The sequence below is a fragment of the Pokkaliibacter plantistimulans genome (assembly GCF_003194385.1).
In the GTDB taxonomy this organism is placed as follows: domain Bacteria; phylum Pseudomonadota; class Gammaproteobacteria; order Pseudomonadales; family Balneatricaceae; genus Pokkaliibacter; species Pokkaliibacter plantistimulans.
This window is the reverse complement of the sequence record NZ_LAPT01000038.1, coordinates 1-20,086: the sequence shown is the minus strand read 5'-3', so window position 1 is coordinate 20,086 and position 20,086 is coordinate 1. Positions and strand designations below refer to the sequence as shown.

General features: G+C 59.2%; 19 protein-coding genes. 5 read left to right on the top strand and 14 right to left on the bottom strand.

From position 1 onward, the window contains the following. Nucleotides 1-96: 96 nt before the first annotated feature. Nucleotides 97-1,395, bottom strand: coding sequence for a 2-hydroxycarboxylate transporter family protein (locus WH50_RS09160; protein WP_104152567.1), 1,299 nt, complete (start codon nucleotides 1,393-1,395; stop codon nucleotides 97-99). 538 nt (nucleotides 1,396-1,933) lie between these two features. On the opposite strand from WH50_RS09160, the gene WH50_RS09155 reads away from it, so the two are divergent. The 3 genes from WH50_RS09155 to WH50_RS09140 all read left to right on the top strand — a co-directional run bounded on the left by WH50_RS09155 (nucleotide 1,934) and on the right by WH50_RS09140 (nucleotide 5,569). Next, the gene (locus WH50_RS09155; protein WP_110187030.1) at nucleotides 1,934-3,520 is read left to right on the top strand and encodes an aldehyde dehydrogenase (NADP(+)); all 1,587 of its coding nucleotides are present in this window, start codon (nucleotides 1,934-1,936) and stop codon (nucleotides 3,518-3,520) included. A gap of 402 nt (nucleotides 3,521-3,922) precedes the next feature. Beyond that, complete coding sequence (locus WH50_RS09145) at nucleotides 3,923-4,582, top strand: GntR family transcriptional regulator (protein WP_104152569.1); 660 nt, start codon at nucleotides 3,923-3,925, stop codon at nucleotides 4,580-4,582. Nucleotides 4,583-4,846: 264 nt separating this feature from the next. Next, nucleotides 4,847-5,569 (top strand): SH3 domain-containing protein, encoded by a 723-nt coding sequence (locus WH50_RS09140; protein ID WP_110187028.1) that lies wholly within the window; start codon nucleotides 4,847-4,849, stop codon nucleotides 5,567-5,569. A gap of 107 nt (nucleotides 5,570-5,676) precedes the next feature. Here WH50_RS09140 and WH50_RS09135 read toward each other — a convergent pair whose 3' ends face one another. Both WH50_RS09135 and WH50_RS09130 read right to left on the bottom strand, forming a co-directional pair. Continuing rightward, on the bottom strand, nucleotides 5,677-6,846 hold the full coding sequence (locus tag WH50_RS09135; RefSeq protein WP_110187027.1) for an MFS transporter: 1,170 nt from the start codon (nucleotides 6,844-6,846) through the stop codon (nucleotides 5,677-5,679). A 95-nt stretch (nucleotides 6,847-6,941) separates the two neighbouring features. Beyond that, entirely contained in the window at nucleotides 6,942-7,265 is a 324-nt protein-coding gene (locus WH50_RS09130) for an Mpo1-like protein (protein ID WP_110187026.1), read from the bottom strand. A 260-nt stretch (nucleotides 7,266-7,525) separates the two neighbouring features. Here WH50_RS09130 and WH50_RS09125 point away from each other — a divergent pair, with 260 nt between their 5' ends. After that, a complete protein-coding gene (locus WH50_RS09125) occupies nucleotides 7,526-8,719 on the top strand; it encodes a YbfB/YjiJ family MFS transporter (protein ID WP_243410047.1) in 1,194 nt (397 codons plus the stop codon). Nucleotides 8,720-8,738: 19 nt separating this feature from the next. On the opposite strand, the gene WH50_RS09120 is transcribed toward WH50_RS09125, so the two are convergent. Further along, on the bottom strand, nucleotides 8,739-10,268 hold the full coding sequence (locus WH50_RS09120; protein ID WP_110187024.1) for a DUF3369 domain-containing protein: 1,530 nt from the start codon (nucleotides 10,266-10,268) through the stop codon (nucleotides 8,739-8,741). Further along, a complete protein-coding gene (locus tag WH50_RS09115) occupies nucleotides 10,261-12,156 on the bottom strand; it encodes an ATP-binding protein (protein ID WP_110187023.1) in 1,896 nt (631 codons plus the stop codon). The genes WH50_RS09120 and WH50_RS09115 overlap by 8 nt, the downstream gene beginning before the upstream one ends. 385 nt (nucleotides 12,157-12,541) lie before the next feature. Here WH50_RS09115 and WH50_RS09110 point away from each other — a divergent pair, with 385 nt between their 5' ends. After that, a complete protein-coding gene (locus tag WH50_RS09110) occupies nucleotides 12,542-13,063 on the top strand; it encodes a phosphate-starvation-inducible protein PsiE (protein WP_110187022.1) in 522 nt (173 codons plus the stop codon). A 46-nt stretch (nucleotides 13,064-13,109) separates the two neighbouring features. Here WH50_RS09110 and WH50_RS09105 read toward each other — a convergent pair whose 3' ends face one another. The 9 genes from WH50_RS09105 to WH50_RS09065 form a co-directional block, all read right to left on the bottom strand. After that, the gene (locus tag WH50_RS09105) at nucleotides 13,110-14,276 is read right to left on the bottom strand and encodes an alpha-hydroxy acid oxidase (RefSeq protein ID WP_110187021.1); all 1,167 of its coding nucleotides are present in this window, start codon (nucleotides 14,274-14,276) and stop codon (nucleotides 13,110-13,112) included. Nucleotides 14,277-14,412: 136 nt separating this feature from the next. Continuing rightward, a complete protein-coding gene (locus WH50_RS09100; protein WP_110187020.1) occupies nucleotides 14,413-14,919 on the bottom strand; it encodes a flavin reductase in 507 nt (168 codons plus the stop codon). A 15-nt stretch (nucleotides 14,920-14,934) separates the two neighbouring features. Beyond that, on the bottom strand, nucleotides 14,935-15,903 hold the full coding sequence (locus WH50_RS09095; RefSeq protein WP_110187019.1) for a PDR/VanB family oxidoreductase: 969 nt from the start codon (nucleotides 15,901-15,903) through the stop codon (nucleotides 14,935-14,937). 51 nt (nucleotides 15,904-15,954) lie between these two features. Further along, nucleotides 15,955-16,707, bottom strand: a complete 753-nt coding sequence (locus tag WH50_RS09090; RefSeq protein WP_110187018.1) for an SDR family NAD(P)-dependent oxidoreductase — start codon at nucleotides 16,705-16,707, stop codon at nucleotides 15,955-15,957. Between the two features lie 43 nt (nucleotides 16,708-16,750). Further along, a complete protein-coding gene (locus WH50_RS09085) occupies nucleotides 16,751-17,233 on the bottom strand; it encodes an aromatic-ring-hydroxylating dioxygenase subunit beta (protein ID WP_104154657.1) in 483 nt (160 codons plus the stop codon). A gap of 6 nt (nucleotides 17,234-17,239) precedes the next feature. Continuing rightward, nucleotides 17,240-18,526 (bottom strand): aromatic ring-hydroxylating oxygenase subunit alpha, encoded by a 1,287-nt coding sequence (locus WH50_RS09080; protein ID WP_110187017.1) that lies wholly within the window; start codon nucleotides 18,524-18,526, stop codon nucleotides 17,240-17,242. Between the two features lie 60 nt (nucleotides 18,527-18,586). Next, nucleotides 18,587-19,165, bottom strand: a complete 579-nt coding sequence (locus WH50_RS09075; RefSeq protein ID WP_110187016.1) for a nuclear transport factor 2 family protein — start codon at nucleotides 19,163-19,165, stop codon at nucleotides 18,587-18,589. A gap of 23 nt (nucleotides 19,166-19,188) precedes the next feature. Further along, complete coding sequence (locus WH50_RS09070; RefSeq protein WP_104154654.1) at nucleotides 19,189-19,551, bottom strand: IacB protein; 363 nt, start codon at nucleotides 19,549-19,551, stop codon at nucleotides 19,189-19,191. 88 nt (nucleotides 19,552-19,639) lie between these two features. Continuing rightward, nucleotides 19,640-20,086 (bottom strand): acyl-CoA dehydrogenase family protein (locus WH50_RS09065; RefSeq protein WP_279305915.1); only part of this gene is annotated, 447 nt, incomplete at its 5' end.

Sequence of the window (20,086 nt, the reverse complement as noted above, 5' to 3'; positions counted from 1 at the left end):
CCAGAAACTGTGGAGCCAACCGGAGTTGTGCCACAAGAGGAAACTGACTGCGGGCCGAATCAGACCCGCATCACCTACGGCCTGAAAAGCGTGTTTTTAGCCGCCGGCAAACAACTGAATCAGCATGGTCGCCAGCACCAGCATCATCGCCCCACCGATACGGGAGGAAATCTGGGCAAAAGGCATCAGCGTCATACGCCGACTGGTCGCCAGCACCGCTACATCACCGGTGCCGCCCATATTGGCCATGCACAGACCGGCGGTAATACTGGCCTCAATCGCATGGAAGCCCAGCAGATAGCCAATCAGCGCAGAGCCAACCACCGCACCGATAACCGTGACAAACACCAGCACCAGATAAGTCAGGGAGAAGGTGCTGATCAGCTCATCGATATTGGTATAAGCCACGCCGATCCCCACCAGCAGCGCCGGGGTAAAGTTCACTACAACGAACTGGAACCAGTGGGCCGCAGCCAGTTCGTAGCGACGGGGAATCAGCCCCAGCACCTTGATCAGCGCAATACACAGAATCATCAGGGCATAGCTGTGCATGGGGATGAACTTGCTCAGTACCGCACCCAGTACAAACATCGAAGCGCTGAGGAACAGACCAACGCCGAGAAACTGTGGATCAGCCTTCACACTTTCGGTTTCATCAGCAGGCGCAAAGGTGGCACTGCGCATCAGCTGGCCGTTGCCGGTCAGGCCGGGGTAACGTTGCCCCAGACGGTGCAGCAGTCCGGCAGTAACGATGGCAATGGCATTGCCCATGGCCAGCGCCGGGACCATTTTCGACATCAGATCTGCGGCACTGGTATGCATCGGGCCAGACATGATTTCCACCAGCGGCACAGCGCCAGCGCCCATGCCACCGCCCATGATGGGCAGGCCGATCAGAAATACCGCAGCCTTGAAGCCATAGCCCATCAGCATGCCCGCGATCCCTACAAACAGCAGGGCAAAGGCCACGCTGGCGATGATTACCGGGATATAGCGCAGGGCCGCTTTCTTCAGCAGATCGGTACTCATGCCGAACACCGAGCCGGTCACCAGACTGGCGATATAGAAGCCCATAAAACCACCGGACTGCATGAAGTCACTGATGATCTTGCCGGAGCTGGCGGGCAACAACTGATATTCAAAAAGGGCAGCGGCGCCAAAGATACTGACAATGGCACCGCCACCTAAATAGGTGCGAACGACGGGCAGACGATCCCCCAGCGTATTGAGGGCAGTTCCGAGAATAAACATCAACGCCAGAGCGCCAACCATACCGGCAGGCAGGCTGCCTTCGATGCTGGCGAACAGAATGCACGCTGCCATCAGCGCGAACATGATCCAGGGCATGCCGCCCACCTGTCGACCGGGCGCGAGTTTGGATACGAGTGCGTTCATAGCCTCTCCTGTTTTTGGAATTGTTATCTGCTGGAATCGTGACTGAACCGTCCGTGGTGTCTGGTAGAGCGACCAGACACGGTCAGGGGCTCCCTATCCCCCTGCGCAGGGCCGACAAATTAGCAGGAGAGCAGGCTGAGTGCGCGCCGTTGGTGGCTTGGCGCCATAAACGCTTTTATGTCCATTAAATCCACGCCAAACGAGTGGCATAAAATCGGCGCTGACGGGTGGTCATTCCACCGCCCCCGTACAGGCGATGACGCAGTGCTTTTCAGTACCGGATAAGGCTCGCGGCAGATCACGAGCGCGAAGGCGAAGGTCTGCGTTGCAATATTGCATGCAATATACAATTATGGCCGCACTTTTTTGGTTCATCGCGCTTTGCCAACTCTGCTAAGTTGAGCGACAACTGCCTGCGCCATTGATCAGGGTCGGCTAATCGTCATCTTAACCGTCGTTATCCATCATCGCCGCTTGATAGTCAGGGCGCTGATGCCCATGGAACTGAAATTATTCATTTGTCACAGGAGCGTATCTGATGCGGGCGTTATCCCCCCAACAACTGATCAATGGCCAGTGGACCAGCTCAGGTACTGAGGTGTTTTCCGCACTCAACCCGGCGACCCACAATCCGCTACCCGAATCCTTTTTTGAAGCGACCGAAGCCGAGCTGAACAGTGCTGTGGCCGTCGCTGGTGAAGCCTTCGAGATTCTGCAGGAATACGGCTACAGCGAGCGTGCCGCGTTGTTGGACTGCATTGCCGACAAACTGGCAGCCCATCAGGCCGTTATTGTTCAGCGCGCCATGCAGGAAACAGGTCTGCCCGAAGGCCGCCTGAACGGTGAAATGGGCCGCACCTGTCATCAGCTGCGTATGTTTGCCGGCGTCCTGCGTGCCGGCGACTGGCTGCACCTGGCCCTCGATTCGGCATTGCCAGAGCGTCAGCCACCCCGCCCGGATATCCGCCTGATGCCTGTACCGCTGGGGCCAGTGGCCGTGTTTGGTGCCAGTAACTTCCCGCTGGCCTTCTCCACTGCCGGTGGCGACACCGCGTCGGCACTGGCGGCAGGCTGCCCGGTAATCGTCAAGGGGCATCCGGCACATCCCGGCACAGCCGCACTGGTCGCAGAAGTGATTGCCGAAGCCCTGGCCGAAAGCGAAATGCCTGCAGGCTGCTTCGCCCTGTTACAGGGCCGTTCGCCCGCGCTGTCACAGAAACTGGTTGCCCATCCCGGTATCAAGGCCGTCGGCTTTACCGGCTCGCTGAAAGTAGGCCGCCTTCTGTTCGACATTGCCTGTCAGCGGCCAGAGCCCATTCCGTTCTACGGTGAGCTGGGTAGCAGCAACCCGGTATTCCTGCTGAGCCATGCACTGGCTTTGCGCGGTGCGGTTATTGCTCAGGATTTCGTCGCCTCCCTGACGCTGGGCTGTGGCCAGTTCTGTACCAACCCCGGCTTGCTGATTGCGGTAAAAGGCGAGGCTCTGGAGCAGTTGAAAGCACAGCTGCAGGAGCTGATCCCGGCCCAACCCTGGCAAACCATGCTGACCCCTGCCATTGCCGCCAACTACGAGCAGCAGCTGGCCAGCCTGAAACTGCAGCAGGGAGTGGCAGTGCTGGCCGAAGCCCGACCCGGCCACCCCGATCAGTCCCATGGCCATGCCTGCATACTGCACACTTCGGCACGCGACTGGCTGGCTAACCCTCATCTGGAAGAAGAAATCTTTGGCCCCTGCAGCCTGCTGGTGGAGTGCGACAGCCACAAACAGATGCTGCAGGTCGCCCGCCGCCTGAGTGGCCACCTGACGGCGACCCTGCAGGGCGAAACGGCTGACCAGCAGGAAGCGCAGCCACTGGTGCGTATCCTGATGAACCGGGTTGGCCGACTGCTGTACAACGGCTACCCCACAGGCGTGGAAGTGTGTCATGGCATGCAGCATGGCGGCCCTTACCCGGCAGCGACCGACAGTCGCAGCACGTCAGTGGGCGCCAATGCCATCCAGCGGTTTGTGCGCCCGGTGTGTCTGCAGAATCTGCCCGATGGCTTATTGCCTGTGGCCCTGAAGACGAGCAATCCACTCAATACCAGCCGCACGGTGGATGGTCAGCTGAAGGTGACTGACTGATCAACCCGTGACGTCTGGCATCAATCCTGCTTGTTAACAGGCTCAGCGTCCCTCTCCTCCCCGGTCTACCCGTGCAGGCCGGTGGAGCATGGAGTGATGATGCAAATGTGAAGAGATAAAGGTCATCCGCGGTGCAACCCGGGCTGCGGATCATCCACCCAAAGGAGCAGCCGTTTGCCATCACCGGCAAAATGCACGACACTTGCAGCCTGCGCAGCGATGCCAGAGCAACCTGCGAGACAAGAATAAAAGCTGCCGATGAAGTGACGAACGCCCGCCATATGCCCGGTTATCCGACTGACGCGTATCGCGGGTTCGCTATATCCGGCGCAGCAACCGACTGACAACCGATGGTGCCCCCGTGCTGAAGTACGCGCACCCTCTCTGCTACACAAGAGAACTATGGCCAAACCCGTTCCCGTTCATAAAACCCGTACCCAGCTGGTAGCCGAAATCCTGCAGGATCGTATTCTCAGTGGCGATATACCGGCAGGCACCGCGTTACGTCAGGATGCTCTGGCCAAGGAACTGAACGTCAGCCGTATCCCCGTCCGCGAAGCGTTGCTGCTGCTGGAAGCGCAGGGTCTGGTGGAGTTTGAGCCACACAAGGGTGCTACCGTTTCCGAACTGGCGGTTGAACACATTCATGAGCTGTTCAGTCTGCGCGCAGTGCTGGAAAGCCATATTCTGGCCAAAGCCATCCCCAATATGACGGCTGATACCTTCCGTCAGGCAGAAGTCATCCTCACCGCCTTCGACCATGCCCTGAATACCGGCACCCAGATTGAGAGCTGGAGCAGCCTCAATCAGGAGTTTCACGCGACGCTTTACGCGCCAGCCAATCAGCCCCTCTCCATGGAAGTAATTGCCAGCCTGAATATGCGCAGTGACCGTTATATTCGCCTGCAACTGGTGCTCACCGAAGGCATCGTCAAAGCCGAGCGGGAACACCAGCGCCTGCTGGAACTGTGCCGTGAGGGCAACATCGAAGAAGCCGTCAGCCTGCTGCAGCGCCATATTATCGAAGCTGGCGAAGCCATCGAGTTTCTGCTGCGCAAGTAAGCCTCCCCTGCTGTTCTGCCCCACCGGTCACATCGCAGCAGGTCTGCGGTGTGAACACCCAGCAGGCTCGTAACCTGCCTTTCTCAGCGCCTCAGAACAAGGCTACCTCCGCCTGCCATAACAGCGCTGACCGGGCGTAACGGGTACGCTCAGACCACCCGGGCAAATAGAAACAATTTGATAAACTGCTTACACTTCGTGGTCGGATGGTCTAGTCTATTGCGCTGGATTTGTGGCACTCCACCAGACAAGTAAGGTAAGGAAATGCATACGGCGTTCAGATTCGCCATCGGTTTAGTACTCATCATGGTCAGCGGTCTCAGTCAGGCCACTGACAAGCTGTTCCAGCCTACCGACAGTTTCACCCGCTTTTACCGGGACCTCAGTCAGGCCATCGAGAAACAGGACAGAGAAGCGGTCATGGCGCTGGTTGCCGATAATTTCCGCTATGAACGCGATCCTGATGGCATCTTCAGCAAACAGAGCAGTGGCAAAGACAATTTTGCCCGGGTCTTCCTGCCCTCACCGGTGCCTGAAGGCTACAAGAAGCAAATCTGGCAAAACCTGCGTTCCAGTGTGACTCCCCGCCTGCTGTTCTCCACACAGTGGGGGGTCTGCCCGGCGCCGCTGCCAGCACTGGAAGATATTCGCGCCCATACCGATCTGCATTATCTGGCCAGCATCGACAAGGGCAATGTACGGCTGCGCGCTGCGCCCAGTCTGCAGTCAGCGGTACTGGACGAGGTCAGCAATGCCGATGTGATGGTGGTGGGTTCCGACAGCGGTGAGCCGCTGGCACTGTCACCCAAGGCCAATATTCTGACCTCGGCACCCGATCTCTGGCTGAAGGTGCAGTTCAACCACCTCAATGAAGCCTACGTGCATTCCTCACTGGTGAGCTTCTGGGAGCTGCCGCGTTTCTGCTTCGCACAGGAGAAAGGCGAATGGCGTCTGGCGGCGTTTGTGAATGGCCAGCGCTCCCAGTAACAGCATGAAAGTGAACGTGGAGTGATCTGAGCACAAGGCACCCCTCGCAAAACAACAAGGTCAGCACCCGGCTGACCTTTTTGCTTCTGGTATTGAACGTTTGCTAACTACGCCCGGTTACGCAGCACGTGTGCAAAAGGGCCGGCAGCCAGAATAATCACAGCCACCACGCCCAGTGCCAGTGCCAGTCCCATCAGCTCCGACAGAAAGCCAATCAGCGGCGGCCCCGCCAGAAAACCGGTGTAGCCCGAGGTTGCAACTGCGGCAATGCCATTACCTGCCGACATGCCCGGCACCCGGCCTGCCGCACTGAACACCAGCGGCACGATATTGGCCAGCCCAATCCCCACACAGGCAAAACCCACCATGGCCAGCAACGGCTCAGCAAACAGCAGACCCATCACCAGCCCTGCTGAGGCAATCACGGCACTGCAGCGCATCAGGTTGACCGGACCAAGACGGCGGGTCCAGTAATCCCCCGACAACCGCCCCGCAGCCATGGCAACGGAGAACGCGGCAAACCCCATGGCCGCGGTACTGGCACTGGTGCCCAGCACGGAGCTGAGATACACCCCGGTCCAGTCCGCCATCGCACCTTCCGCCATCAGCGCACCGAAGGCGAGCAGTCCCAGTGCCAGTACCGGTTTGCTGGGCAGGGAAAAGGTATGGCCCCCCGCCGCTTCCGGCGCATTGTGCAGGAAGTAGCGAAACGCCAGCAGGCAAAGAACAGCGATCAGAACAATCATCAGGGTGATATGCAGCTGCGAGGACACGCCCAGTGCCAGCAGGCCGCCACCAATCAAAGCGCCGGTAAGGCCGCCCAGACTGAAGAAGCCGTGAAAGGAAGACATGATGGCCCGGCCGAAATCCTTCTCTACCCGCACCGCCTCGGCATTCATGGAAACATCCATCCCGCTGCTACAGGCACCGAACACAAACAGGGCCGCCGCCAGCTGGGCGAAACTCTCGGCATGGGTGGGCAGATAAAGAGCAAGGCAGAACGCCAGCGAACTGATGCTGCACACCCGCTTGCCACCTACCTTGCCGGTCAGCCAGCCACAGAGCGGCATGGCACTGATGGCGCCGATGGCCATAAAGAACAGCGCCAGCCCCAGCTCACCATCACTAAGACCGATGCGCTGCTGTACCAGCGGAATATGCGGCACCCAGGAGGAGAAAATCACTCCACAGGCAAAAAAGACAAAAGCGACGGCAACACGGGCACGGCGCACGGCCGGATCGACTCCGGCGGCGAAATGGGCGGATAACTGCGACACGATGAACCTCTCCACGACGGGAAAGTGCGGGTTTATGGCATGAAGGTGCCACTCTAGTGTCAGACCCGCTCAGGTTCAAGGCATGGCGTTGCGACTTACCAGCGTACTTTGCCCAGCAACATGTCCCTGAACATCACAAAGTCGCCAAACAGGCTCCACAGTGGATAGGTAAAGGTCGCCGGGCGGTTTTTCTCGAAAAAGAAATGCCCCAGCCAGGCGAAGCTATAACCTGCCAGCGGCACCAGCCACAGCCAGCCCCACTGCTGACTGAACAGGCAGTAGCCCAGCAGCATCAGTACACAGCTGGTGCCCGCAAAATGCAGACGACGACACACCGGATCAGCGTGCTGGCTGAGATAGAACGGGTAAAAATCAGTAAAACGCTGGAAACGGTCGGCACGCTGATGGAGCTGATTCATAGTATTGTTTTCCCGAGCAGCGCTCCCTGCCTGCATTCAAGTGACTGATATGCCTTCAGTACAGTATCGACAGCCATCTATTCATACAACAAGCAGTGAACGTCAGCGCTGATCAGCTGCTAGACCTTTGGTCTCAAAGCGAAACGTATCCTTTGCAGGCTAGAATGACGGGAGATCGGTCTGCGCCCTGATTGACAGCAATGCCTGCGACGCTTCCCCTGCTGATCGACAACAATAACAACCGCCTGAGGAGAGAGTGCGTGGCTTACTCCACCCAAGCCTGGAAAGTGGTTTTCGCCGGGATCTGTAGTCTGATCCTCACTGTCGGTCTGGCCCGCTTCGCCTACACGCCGATGCTGGCCGTCATGCGTGACCAGACCTGGCTGACCGAAGTGGCCGGGGGCTGGCTGGCGACCTTCAACTACGCGGGCTATATGTCCGGTGCCCTGCTGGCCGCCACCATCAAACGCCTCGATATCAAGTTTCAGCTTTACCGTCTGGGGTTGCTGGCCGCCCTGCTCAGCACCGCCGCCATGGGCATGACCGACAATGTGATTGCCTGGGGCATTCTGCGCTATATCAGCGGCATGAGCAGTGTTGCTGGCTTGCTGATCAGCTCCGGGCTGGTACTGAACTGGCTGCTGCAACACAACCAGCGTCTGGAACTGGGGATTCACTTTGCTGGCATGGGGCTGGGCATTGTGGTGTCCGGGCTGGCTGTGGCGGCCCTGCTGCCACTGCTGCAGTGGGGCGAGCTTTGGCTGGCACTGGGTGTGCTGGGCATTCTGTTCTTCATTCCAGCGTGGAGCTGGATGCCGATGCCGGTCACGCTGGACAGCCGCCAGCAACAGCAGCAGTCGCCACCGCCTGAACGACGCTGGATGCTGCTGATGATCGCCAGCTACTTCTGTGCCGGATTTGGCTATGTGATCAGCGCGACCTTTATAGTCGAGATGGTGGAGCAACCCTCTGCTCAGGCTGGCAGTGGCAGCCTGATCTGGATTGTCGTCGGACTGGCGGCGGCGCCCGCCTGCTTTATCTGGGATCAGCTCAACCGCCGTCTGGGGGATATTCCTACCCTGATGCTGGCCTATCTGCTGCAGATCATTTCCATCATGCTGCCGGTTTTCAGCCAGTCACTGCCCGCCTACCTGCTCTGCGCCGTCCTCTATGGCGTCACCTTCATGGGAATTGTCAGCCTGACCCTGACCCTGATTGGCCGCTGTTACCCCGCCAATCCGGCCAAGGCCATGGCCCGTCTGACCCTCAGTTATGGCGCTGCGCAGATTATCGCGCCGGCCATCACCGGCTATATTGCTTCGGCAACCGGTCAGTACAGTGGTGCGCTATGGATGGCCGCCGCAATGATGACTCTCGGCATCGGCCTGCTGGTGATGCTGCACCGGCTGCAGCCAGCGCGAAGAGGTTCCAGCATCGTGCGCACCAGCCAGTGAACGGCTCCGGTGCCGGTGTTCAGTCGCCGTAGGCCGCGCGAATACGCAGGAAGTCGTCGATGTTGGCCATAAACACCTGCACCAGCGCCGGGTCGAAGTGCTTGCCGGATTGTTCCTGAATAAACGCCAGCGCATCGGCTGTTGACCAGGCTGGCTTATAGCAACGCTCACTGCACAGCGCATCGAAAACGTCAGCCAGAGCGACAATACGGCCAAAGATATGAATATCTTCGCCTTGCTTACCCACCGGATAGCCCGACCCGTCCCACTTTTCATGATGCTCATGAGCAATGATGGCAGCCGCATGCAAAATCGGCCGCTGAGACTGGCTGAGCAGGCTGTGACCAAGGAATGCATGGGTCTGCATGATCTCCCTTTCTTCATGATTATGGCGACCAGGTTTGTGCAGGATATGGTCAGGGATGCCGATCTTGCCCAGATCATGCAGAGGTGCGGCATAGCGCAGGATACTGGCCTCTTCCTCTGACATCCCGCTCAGGGTGGCCAGCAGATAGCAGAACTCCGCCACTCGTTTGACGTGGTTGCCGGTTTCATGGCTGCGGGTCTCCACAGTTTCACCGAGCAGGTAGACAATCTCCCGCTGCGTCTCCTCAACCTCGCTGTTCAGCCGCACATTGTCGAAAGCGATAGCAACGTTATGGATAAACAGATCCAGCAGATGACGATCCATCTGGTCAATAGGCTTGCCACCTTCGAGGAACAGCACTAGTGAACGCTCAAAGTTATTGCAGCACAGCAGCACCGCGCCCTCGTCGGTAAAGATGTGATGATTACGGGCGATGGCTTCACGGATAAGGCCGCGTTCGGCAGGGGCAAGGATGTCATCAGTGCTCATGCCTGACAGATGGTTATAGCCATCACTGGCCACCAGCACCTGCAAATCCAGCCCTTCGGTGCGAGCGGCAAAATGACGGCGCCGCTCCAGCAGCAAACCCTTGTCCATTTTCACCAGCGCAATCAGCTGCTCAATCACGCCATCCAGCAGCGGAATCAGTGACTGGCGCTGGAAAATATCGGCGGAAGCCTGAATCACCTGGGTCAGACCACGGCGGTTGGCCTCAATGGTCATGATGTCGCGATAACCGCGCAGACTGGTGTGCATCAGGGTTGACAGCTTCTGCGCCGTCAGTTCCGTCTTGGCCTTGTAGTCGTTGATATCGTAATTGACGATCACCCGATGCTCAGGTGCCTGTCCGGGCTGCCCGGTACGCAGCACCAGCCGCATGTGCTGGTTATCAAGGTCATTGCGAATGAAATCCACCAGCGTCAGGCCGGCATCATCGCTTTCCATCACCACATCCAGTAGCGCCACAGCAATCTCCTGATGGCGATTATTCAGCAGCAGGCGCGCTTCAGTACCTGTATAAGCGCTGATAAAGTTGAGCCCGCGCCCGTCAAACTGAAAGTCCTGCAGGGCCAGCCGGGTAATGCGGTGAACCTCGGCCTCATCGTCGACGATCAGCACATACCAGGGCTGACGGCCAGGCCCTTCTTCAGCCCGCTCGGGGGCAAACAGATCATCAGACATCCACAGTTGCTCCTGCGTCAGACATGCCCAGTTCAGGTACATGCATAATAAAACTTAGCCCCTGACCTTCCTCGCTGCTAGCCTGAATCCTCCCTTTCAGGCTCTGGGTCACCAGGTTATACACCAGATGCAGCCCCAGTCCCGTACCCCCTTCCAGCCTGCGTGTGGTAAAAAAGGGTTCAAACAGTTTGGCCAGTACCTCGGCAGAGACGCCCCGGCCGTTATCCCTGAAGAGGATGCGCAAACCACGCTCGTCGCGCTCCACCTCAATCTCGATCAGCCTGTCCTGCTGGCTGTCAGCAAAGGCGTGATAGATGGTATTCATGATCAGATTAGTCAGTATCTGCGCCATCGCCCCGGGATAGGTAGTCCAGCGCAGCTGCTTGTCACCCTTTAAGTGAACCTTGACGTCATGCTTTTTCAGCTGCGGGCGCAGGGTCAGCAATACCTCATCGATATAGTCGAGCAGCAGCACCTCACGCCGCTCCAGCGTCGACTGATCCACCGCCATGCGCTTGAAACTCTGTACCAGCTCGGCGGCGCGCTGCAGATTGCCCTTGAGAATCTGCACACTTTCCCCCGCCAGCTCAAAGAAACGTTCCAGATCAGTGCGGGTCATGGTGCCCTGTCGATAGGCACTGACCAGATTCTGCAATTTCTCATCCAGCAGTGACTCACTGGTGACAGCGATGCCCAGCGGCGTATTGATCTCATGGGCCACCCCGGCCACCAGCCCACCCAGCGATGACATCTTCTCCGCCTCCACCAGCTGCGACTGCATATCACGCAGGGAATTAAGGCTGCTCTGCAGATCCGTACGCGACTGTTCCAGTGCAGTATTACTGTGGGCCAGCTGCTCGTTGCTCCGTTCCAGTGCCAGCGTGCGGGAGCGCACGATCAGATCCAGGTTGCGGTTCAGCTCCGACAGGCGCTCATTGGTTTCGGACAGCTCCTCGGTGCGGCGATCCACCAGATGGTTGAGATAGCGGCTGAGAATCAGCAGCGCCAGCAGCAGCCCCACCCCGGCCAGACTCATGAACATCACCGAGTTGCGGCGCTGCTTGTCGACGAAGGATGTGTTGAAATAGCGATCCAGCGCTTCGTAATAGAGCGATGCACGATCAGCCCGCAACCGCAGCAACTCGCGCTCAAAGGCAGGCTTCAGCGCCGCGCTCTGGCGACTCAGGGCAAAACTGCGTGGCTCCGGGCTGAGCATCAGCGGTGACGACTTGAGGTGATAGAAGCCTGCCCGATAATCACCGAACAGATGAGAAAACAGGATGCCATCCACCTGATGGCTGAGCAGCGCCTTGATCATCGACTCATTGGTGGGGAAGTTAGACCAGGTGACGCCCAGACCTACACTATTGAACTGCGATTCCGCCAGCCCCCCCAGCCAGTCAGAATCCAGCCGGGCCAGCCGTCGTTCACTCAGATCCGTCAGCGACTGCACATCTTTGGCATCGGGCGCACTGTAGATCACCCCCCAGTCATCCACCAGCGGCGTATCCACCACGGCGACACCGCTGCTTACCAGCGTTGGCTGACGCACCAGCACACCGGGCAGCACATCAATCTCACCGTGGTTGAGATGATAGGTCAGCTCGTACAGGCTGCCTTCACGAAATGACAGTTTCCAGCCATGACGGTCGGCAATTTCGCGCAAGACCTCCACAGCAAAGCCGGTGGCCTTACCGTCTTCCATGGACAGCAGCGGCGGGAAATCATAGACACCCACCACCAGCCGTCGCTCCGGCGCCGCCACACCCGACAAGGCCGCACCGAGGGCAATAATGAAGGCCAGCAAGTGCGCCAGCGACCACCCGCCATGCCGACCGCCGCTGCGACGCCATCTGCTCAACCAGAAGGATTTCAGGCCTGACGCCATAACACCTTTCCGTCCGTTATCAAGGAGCTATTCATTACACAGACCATCACCAAGAGGGTCATGGGTTACCAGAAGAACCCGCTGCTGGAAATGTATATCGGCAAGTGAATATAAGTGGTGAACCCCGGTCAATGCAGTTCCATGCCAAACATCGTACAGAAGACGCAGCACATATCCCGTATTCCAACCATCCTTATTCTGGCCTTATTTCTGCATGTGAGGATAGTGCCAACAATGGCAAACGGGCAATCCGCAGTCATGCCATCCGGTTTTGCAGCAGCTCAAACTGTCACGCCAGCCCGTTAGACTGAGTGGCAGGCACACAATGCGACGGTGCCGGACAAACCCGGGATGACAGGCTGATTTTGTAGACAAGGAAATGACGATGAACACCGAACGGGCAGAAGCCCTGCGCCACCGTATGCATGAAGGTGCTGACTCACTGGGCAATCTGCTGGTGGAAGGCTTTCACTACCTCGCCCTGTTTGCCATCGGCGGCGTCACGGCCTGGGCCGCCATCGCCGAGTTTCTGCTGATTCTGGCCAAGAATCACATCAGCGTGGATGACGTCCTGCTGCTGTTTATTTATCTGGAGCTTGGCGCCATGGTGGGCATCTACTTCAAGACCAATCACATGCCGGTGCGTTTTCTTATCTACGTCGCCATCACCGCCCTGACCCGTCTGCTGATCGCCGACATTTCCCATCACAGTGAACCCGACATGGGTATCGTCTACATCACTGGTGCCATTCTGCTGCTGGCCTTCGCCAATCTGGTGGTGCGCTATGCCTCGTCGCGCTACCCCTCGGTCGAAAACAGCAATATGCGCAGCAAACTGGCCAGTAACAGGGGAGAAACTGCAACCGCTCCGGCGCCGCAGCCCGCGCAGGAAGTGCACTATTCCTGACAGTGACGCCTGACAATGACGGCTCTGGCCCTATTGCGCTGGCTGTTCAGCACAGCCAGCGGCTATCCAGTGCATTGATATCATCGCAGCCCATCAGTTGCAGGTTGCGCTTCAGCTCTTCTGCCAGCAGGTCCAGCACACGGCCTGCCCCCGCCTCCCCAGCTGTAGCCACGCCGTATAGTGTGGCGCGGGCACTCAGTACAGCATCCGCCCCCAGCGCCAGTGCCTTGACGATATCCGTACCGCGGCGGATACCACTGTCAAACAGCACGGTGGTGCGCCCGGCAACTGCCGGTGCAATACGCTGCAGAGCGCGAATGGCACTGAGGGAGCCATCAAGCTGACGTCCGCCATGATTGGTGACCACAATACCGTCCATACCCAGCGCGACGGCCTGCAGGGCATCCTCTTCGTGCAGAATGCCCTTGAGTACCAGCTTGCCCTGCCAGCGCTGGCGCAGCCGCGCCAGCTTGTCCCAGCTGAACTGCGTATCCATTTGCTCACTGACAAACTTCATCGAGCCCAGCGCATTGCGCTCCGCCGGTGGAATATAGGGTGCCAGATTACCCAGCACCGGCATGCCACCGGGGTACAGCACCCGTTTCATCCAGCCGGGATGTAGCAGCACATCCAGCTTGTTGCGCAGGCTCAGCTGCCGGGGCCGGGCAAAGCTGCGCCGGTCCCACTCACGGTTACCGAGGATGGAGGCATCCGTGGTCACCACCAGCACCTCACAACCGGCCCGTTCCGCCCGCAGCAGCAGGTCTTCCTGCATCTCGGCCGCTTTCATCGGATACAACTGAAACCAGAAATCCAGCTCAGGCGCCGCCTGACGGACGGCTTCAATGGTGGCGTTGGAGACTGTACTGAGGGTAAAAGGCAGACGGCGCCGGGCCGCTGCTCTGGCCAGCGCCAGATCAGCATCGGGCCACAGCATGCCGTTATAACCGCTGGGGCCGATACCGATGGGCAGCGGACGGGCTTTGCCCAGCAGGGTCACTTCCCGCTTCGGTTCGGCACAGGGCCGCAGGGTATGGGCCTGCAAGCCGATAGCCTGCAGATCGCTGACGTTGCGACTCAGGGTCAGTTCATCCTCTGCGCCACCGGCCAGGTACTCCCAGGCAAAATGAGGTAGCCGCGCCCGCGCAGCCGCCGCCATCTCTGCCACACTGTGAATCCGCTGCAGGTCGTGCCCCCGGTAGTAGCGCCGCATAGTTCATCCCTGTTATCTGCATCAGCCAGCGCACACCGGCAGGTGGTGCCAGGGTGTGCACGGCGAAGGTAGGAAGGTGCTCACCCAAGGGTGAGCAGGTGCAAGGAAGGTAATAGATCCCGGCCGCAGACGCACTTCAACCTTTGGCGACACACTGCTGCGTCTGCCCCAGACAGTGATAGGCACGGTTGAAATAGACCAGCCCGTGATCCGTACCGCTCAGGCGAATATCTGCGATCTGGCAATAGAACACCGTGTGCGAGCCAATCTCATGGATATCACTGATGCGGCAGTCGAAATTGACCAGCGCCTCATCCAGTGCCGGTGCACCGGTTTCCAGCGTACTCCAGCCGTGGCTGGCAAAGCGTTCATCACTGGTCATGTCACGGTTGGCGAAATCGCCTGACAGTCCCTGATGGGCACCGGTCAGCACGTTGACGCACAGCACCTTGTTGGCCTTGAAGTGGGCGTTGGCGTAGGAACTGCGGTTCATACAGACCAGCAGCGTCGGCGGGTTGTCGGTAACACTGCATACAGCCGATGCCGTAAAACCAAAGCGCCCTGCCTCACCGTCAGTGGTGATGACGGAGACCGCACCGCCCAGCAGGGCCATGCCATTACGAAATTGTTGTGAGTCGATCATGGTCACTCTCCTGCTTCAGATATCCAGCACCAGCCGCGGGCTTCTCGCCCGCGAACAGCACAGGGTCATTTGGTCGTTATCGGCCTTTTCATCATCGGTCAGATAAACATCCCGGTGGTCAGGCTCCCCTTCCAGCACATCACACAGGCAGCTGCCGCAGACGCCCTGCTCGCAGGACACCTTGACCCTGATACCGACCTCAGCCAGCGCCTCAACGATGGTCTGATCGCCAGCCACGGTCAGGGTCTTGCCACTGCGCTCGGCCACCACTTCGAAGCTGTCACCATGGCTGTCGACCTCAACCTGAAAGAATTCACGATGAATCTGGCTGTCGGCCAGACCACGCTGCTGCCCGGCACTGATCACCGCGTCCATGAAGCTGACCGGGCCACAGACATAAAGATGGGTACGCTCTGCTGCGACACCGGCCAGCAGCTGCGGCAGGTCCAGACGCGCACCGCCATGCTCGGCGGTAAAGTGCAGCCGTACCTGTGCGGCAAACGGGCTGTGCAGCAGATCTTCGACAAAGGCACTGCTCTGTCGGGAGCGGCCACAGTAATACAGCTCGAACGACTGCCCGGCACGATGCAGGGCATAGGCCATGGCGATCATCGGCGTAATGCCGATGCCTGCGCCGATCAGCAGCGAATGGCCTGCATTGCTGGCCAGCGGGAACAGGTTGCGCGGCGTACTGATCTGCACTTCGCTGCTTTCCTGCAGGGCGTGAGCAGCCACCGAACCACCGCGTGACTGCGGATCACGCAGCACCCCCAGACGATAAGCGCTGGTATCGGCCGGATCACCACAGAGGGAATACTGGCGTACCAGCCCTTCCCCCAGATGCAAATCAATATGGGCACCCGCTTCAAAGGCAGGCAGTGGCTGCCCGTTCGGGTCGACCAGCTCCAGCGCGATCACCGCCTCACCGTGCTGCTCACGACGACGCACCACAACCTTAAGTAAATCAGACATCACTTCAGACATATCAGCACCTTTGCCGACGGTAATGACTCACGCAGGCGCGTGAGTCGGCTGCTAACGCATAAACAGGCCACCATTCACATCCCAGGTTGTCCCGGTGGTGAAATAAGCTTCCGGGCGGGCCAGCTGCACCACCACATCACCGATAAAGTCGGCATCACCCAGTCGTCCGGCCGGGATGGCATTGAGCAGTGCAGGCAAACGTTCAGCACTGACCAGCTCCCTGACCATCGGTGAATCAACAGGCCCCGGCGCCACGGCATTGACCGTCACCCCGCCTTTAGCCAGCTCCTTGGCAAAAACCTTGGTCAGGGTCAGGATGCCGCCCTTGGACGCTGCGTAATGTGCACCGGTAGAGGTGCCGCCATTCTGTCCGGCCAGCGAAGCCATATTGATGATGCGGCCATAGCCCTGCTCCGCCATGTAGCCACCGATGACCTGACAGCCGGCGAACACGCTGCCAAGGTTGATGCTGACCACCTCGTTGAACTCCTGCAGGTCAATCTCCATGACCGGTGTGGCACGGGTGACGGCGGCATTGTTGACCAGCACCTGCAGGCTGCCCCAGTGCTCAAGCACCGCGTTCAGTGCCGCGACAAAATCGTCCTTGCGCGCCACATTGAGGGCCAGCGCCAGTACCTGTTCACCACTGGCATCCAGCTCCTGTGCGGTACGGGCGGCCGCAGCGCCGTCGATATCGGTGATCACCACACGATAGCCTGCCTGCAGCAGACGGCGGGCAATGTGCCGGCCAACGCCACGGGCCGCGCCGGTTACCAGGGCAATCTGTTGCTCTGAAGGGTTCATACGGGGCTCCTTGAGCGGGTAAAAATAAGCAGATGGCTTACTGTCAAAAAATAAAGCTGACCGTACGCAGGAACCCTTCCGCATGCAGCAGACGGACAACCTTGCGCTCGATGCGGAAACCGCCTTCGACCGGCAACAGGTGATACTCCATATCCGCCGGATAGGTAATCAGCTTGCCGTGACGCAGCTCGTTGAGCGTCATGGCACAGCGGGCGATCACCAGTTCCTCGCCCGCCTCCAGCAGGCGAATCCGCGACACCATGCGCACGGTGTTACCGGCCGCATCGGCAGACACCGACTCGCCGCTTTCCAGCCGCGCCACCCGCATGCGGCGCATGTCTGCATCGTCCAGCGCCAGATTCAGCGTATTGAGGTAATCGGTTTCGTGGATGTCGGTCGGCACGATATACAGGCCAGCGGCGGACCACAGGCCGAGCCAGTCCTGATATTCCTTGTGATCGAGCAGGTCGGCCTCGTACCAGATAAACTCGGCGACCTTGTTCAGCAGTTCAGTGTTGGATGTCATCGTTGCTTACTCCTCAGCCGCCGCCATCATCTTCTTGTACTGGCGATACGCACCGCGCATGCCGGTCTCCGAACAGACTGCTCCGGCCACGTTGCCATCGGCAGACTGACGCAATTTGCCCATGCCCCGGTTAACCAGAATCCAGCCATCGGTGCCAGCCAGTGAACCTTTCTGCACCCGCTCCCAGGCTTCGCCATCATCCGGCGTGCCGAACCCCATCGGGCCCTGAAAGTGCTCATGCAGACGCATGCGTTTGCGGTTGAATGGCAACGGTGCACCCTCACCGCCCAGCGCCACATGCTGTATTTCCGTTTCATTGACCGAGACCGGACGCAGGACGCGGAAGAACGCCATGGAGCAGGACACATTGGGGAACAGGTTGAGGTTGAAGCCGGTGCCGTGAGCGGCCCGTACCAGACGTTTCACCTCCTCCTCGCTGCGGCCTTCTTCGCGCAGCGCCACCGCCAGCTCACTGAAACGCTCGGGGATGGGCTGATCGAGATCGGCCTCCAGATCAATCAGCTCAGGAATCATCACCATCACACTGTGACCGTTGCCGAGGTCTTCGACGAAGCCGTCACCGTGCAGGAAGTCAAAAATGTCCGCCGTGGCATCATCCAGCGATGACACAAAAGACTTGTGAATAATCGGGAAGTGATAAGCGTCGGTGGTGTTCTCCAACTGGATTTTCCAGTTGCCGGGGAAGTTGAAGCGATGCTCACCCAGCACCTTCACCGGGTAACCACCGCCCTGTTTCATAAACAGATCAATCCACTTTTTCGCCCCGCCAAGGAAGCTCTCCAGCGGCTCGATGTCGTCACGGAAGGTCGCGAACACCATGCCGCGATAGGACTCATGACGCAGACGCATCAACGGCAGCTCGGCCTTGTCCAGCACGCCTTCGTACTCTTCGGGCTTGGGCAGGGCGCGCAGCTCGCCATCCAGCGCATACCCCCAGCCGTGGTAGGGGCAGGTGAAGCTTTTGGTCTTGCCCTTGCGCCCTTCACAGACCGTGGCGCCCCGGTGGCGACAGCGGTTCTGTAGAACGTGCAGGTTCATTTTGCGGTCACGGCTGAGAATCACCGGCTGACGCCCCACCCAGGCCGTCTTGTAGCTACCAGCCTCAGGCACTTCGCTTTCATGGCCAATAAACACCCAGGTGTGGTTGAAGACTTTGTCCAGCTCCTGCTCGAAAATGGCCGGGTCAGAATACAGCGCCTTGTGCACCCGCCCTTCTTCCACCATGTCAGCCGCCTTGAGGCTGACGTTGTGCAGTTTGATCAATTCACTCATCGTTACGCTCTCACAGTCTAATCGCTGTACCCGGCCAGCCCCGCTGACCGGACCGGCAGGTCACTTGGGTACGGGCAGAGGGACCGGGTTGTCCCAGGGGCTGTTTACTGGCCGGTTGAAGCGGCTGGTGGTACAGAAATGGGCAATCAGCCAGCGCTCCTGCTGACGGCGGAAATGCACCTCCAGCAAGGCACTGCTGAGCTGTGACCGGCCATCAGCGAAGGTCGCGGTCTGCAGCAGCACCCAGCGGCCACGTGCACTGTCTGAACGATCAGAAAGGTCAGAACCGCCAGAACCGCCAGCGCTGTCTACCTCGATCCACTCGGAGGTCAGAAAGTGCACATTGAGGGCAAAGTGCGCCGGAGGCCGGGTATATTTTGCGAACATCGCCGCCACTGCCGCCTTGCCTTCACAGCGCCCGAAGGTACCGGCATAGCGCTTGCCCTTGCCTTCCCACACCGCATCCTCGGTGAACAGCGCCAGCAGAGGGGCGAGGTCGAAACCTTCATCAAGCTCATCGCACAGCTGCATGTACTGGTGCAGGCAGGCACTGACCGCCTGCGCAGCCTGCAGGCGATCCACCTGCAGCGTCAGCTGCGCCACCTGCTGTTGCAGCGTCACCACGTCATCGGTCGTCATTGCCCTGCTTTCCTCTGTCTGACTCAGGCACGCTGCACGATCAGTTCGCGGCCCACCCGGGCTTCCACCTTGGCGTACCGCCACAGTTTGTAGGTGCCATCGCCCACTGCGGTGGTGCGAAACAGATTGCAGGCGGCATGAACGGTGTCGATGTCAGCAACATCCGCCAGCAGATAGGTCGTCCACGGCCAGCCATCGGACGGGCCCACCATGCTCTGGTCGTCATCCATATTGCCGAGCACACCGATACCGGCCATGTCGTGAATGCCATTCCACATTTCGCCAAACGCAGCCCATACCTCCAGCTGCTCAGCGCGTGGTGCATCGAAGAAGTTCTGGTTGATGCCCATGCAGAACAGCACGCGCAGGGGTTTCTTGTCGGTCATAGTCAGTCTCCAGCGAAAACAGTCGGTTGAATCAGGATGCGGGCTTGCAGCACGATCTTTCTGACCTCGTTATCAGAGAGATCCGGGCTCAGAGATAGCCGGGTAAGGGCGGCTGCCCAAAAAACATCGCTCCCGCGTTCTGGTAAGTGATGTCTCCCATAAAGGCATGCTGTGTGATCACCAGGGTGTCGTTGACGAAGCGTGACAATGGGCTGTCACGATAGACGCCTGTCATGCCCGACAGCATCTGCACCGAACGGGCGACTTCGGCGGCCACCCGTACCGCATGGGTGGAGGACAGCCGCAGCAGGTTGATCTGCTCTGCCGGTACCTCATCACCGCTCAGCAGCGAGGCCCAGGCCGCATCAATGGCGTCGTAAAAGAAGGCGCGTGCCGAGCGCAATTCGGCTTCGGCTCTGGCGATTTCCACCTGAGAAATAGGACGCTGGCCAAGGTTGGGCGCGCCGGTGACTGACACCCGGCCACCGGCCATGGCCTGCAGTTCATCCAGTGCCGCCCGCGCCACCCCCAGCCC

Excerpts from the sequence above, each read along its gene's own strand:
- WH50_RS09160 (WP_104152567.1), bottom strand. The coding sequence starts at position 1,395 with ATGAACGCACTCGTATCCAAACTCGCGCCCGGTCGACAGGTGGGCGGC.
- WH50_RS09155 (WP_110187030.1), top strand. The coding sequence starts at position 1,934 with ATGCGGGCGTTATCCCCCCAACAACTGATCAATGGCCAGTGGACCAGC.
- WH50_RS09145 (WP_104152569.1), top strand. The coding sequence starts at position 3,923 with ATGGCCAAACCCGTTCCCGTTCATAAAACCCGTACCCAGCTGGTAGCC.
- WH50_RS09140 (WP_110187028.1), top strand. The coding sequence starts at position 4,847 with ATGCATACGGCGTTCAGATTCGCCATCGGTTTAGTACTCATCATGGTC.
- WH50_RS09130 (WP_110187026.1), bottom strand. The coding sequence starts at position 7,265 with ATGAATCAGCTCCATCAGCGTGCCGACCGTTTCCAGCGTTTTACTGAT.
- WH50_RS09120 (WP_110187024.1), bottom strand. The coding sequence starts at position 10,268 with ATGTCTGATGATCTGTTTGCCCCCGAGCGGGCTGAAGAAGGGCCTGGC.
- WH50_RS09115 (WP_110187023.1), bottom strand. The coding sequence starts at position 12,156 with ATGGCGTCAGGCCTGAAATCCTTCTGGTTGAGCAGATGGCGTCGCAGC.
- WH50_RS09110 (WP_110187022.1), top strand. The coding sequence starts at position 12,542 with ATGAACACCGAACGGGCAGAAGCCCTGCGCCACCGTATGCATGAAGGT.
- WH50_RS09105 (WP_110187021.1), bottom strand. The coding sequence starts at position 14,276 with ATGCGGCGCTACTACCGGGGGCACGACCTGCAGCGGATTCACAGTGTG.
- WH50_RS09100 (WP_110187020.1), bottom strand. The coding sequence starts at position 14,919 with ATGATCGACTCACAACAATTTCGTAATGGCATGGCCCTGCTGGGCGGT.
- WH50_RS09095 (WP_110187019.1), bottom strand. The coding sequence starts at position 15,903 with ATGTCTGAAGTGATGTCTGATTTACTTAAGGTTGTGGTGCGTCGTCGT.
- WH50_RS09090 (WP_110187018.1), bottom strand. The coding sequence starts at position 16,707 with ATGAACCCTTCAGAGCAACAGATTGCCCTGGTAACCGGCGCGGCCCGT.
- WH50_RS09085 (WP_104154657.1), bottom strand. The coding sequence starts at position 17,233 with ATGACATCCAACACTGAACTGCTGAACAAGGTCGCCGAGTTTATCTGG.
- WH50_RS09080 (WP_110187017.1), bottom strand. The coding sequence starts at position 18,526 with ATGAGTGAATTGATCAAACTGCACAACGTCAGCCTCAAGGCGGCTGAC.
- WH50_RS09075 (WP_110187016.1), bottom strand. The coding sequence starts at position 19,165 with ATGACGACCGATGACGTGGTGACGCTGCAACAGCAGGTGGCGCAGCTG.
- WH50_RS09070 (WP_104154654.1), bottom strand. The coding sequence starts at position 19,551 with ATGACCGACAAGAAACCCCTGCGCGTGCTGTTCTGCATGGGCATCAAC.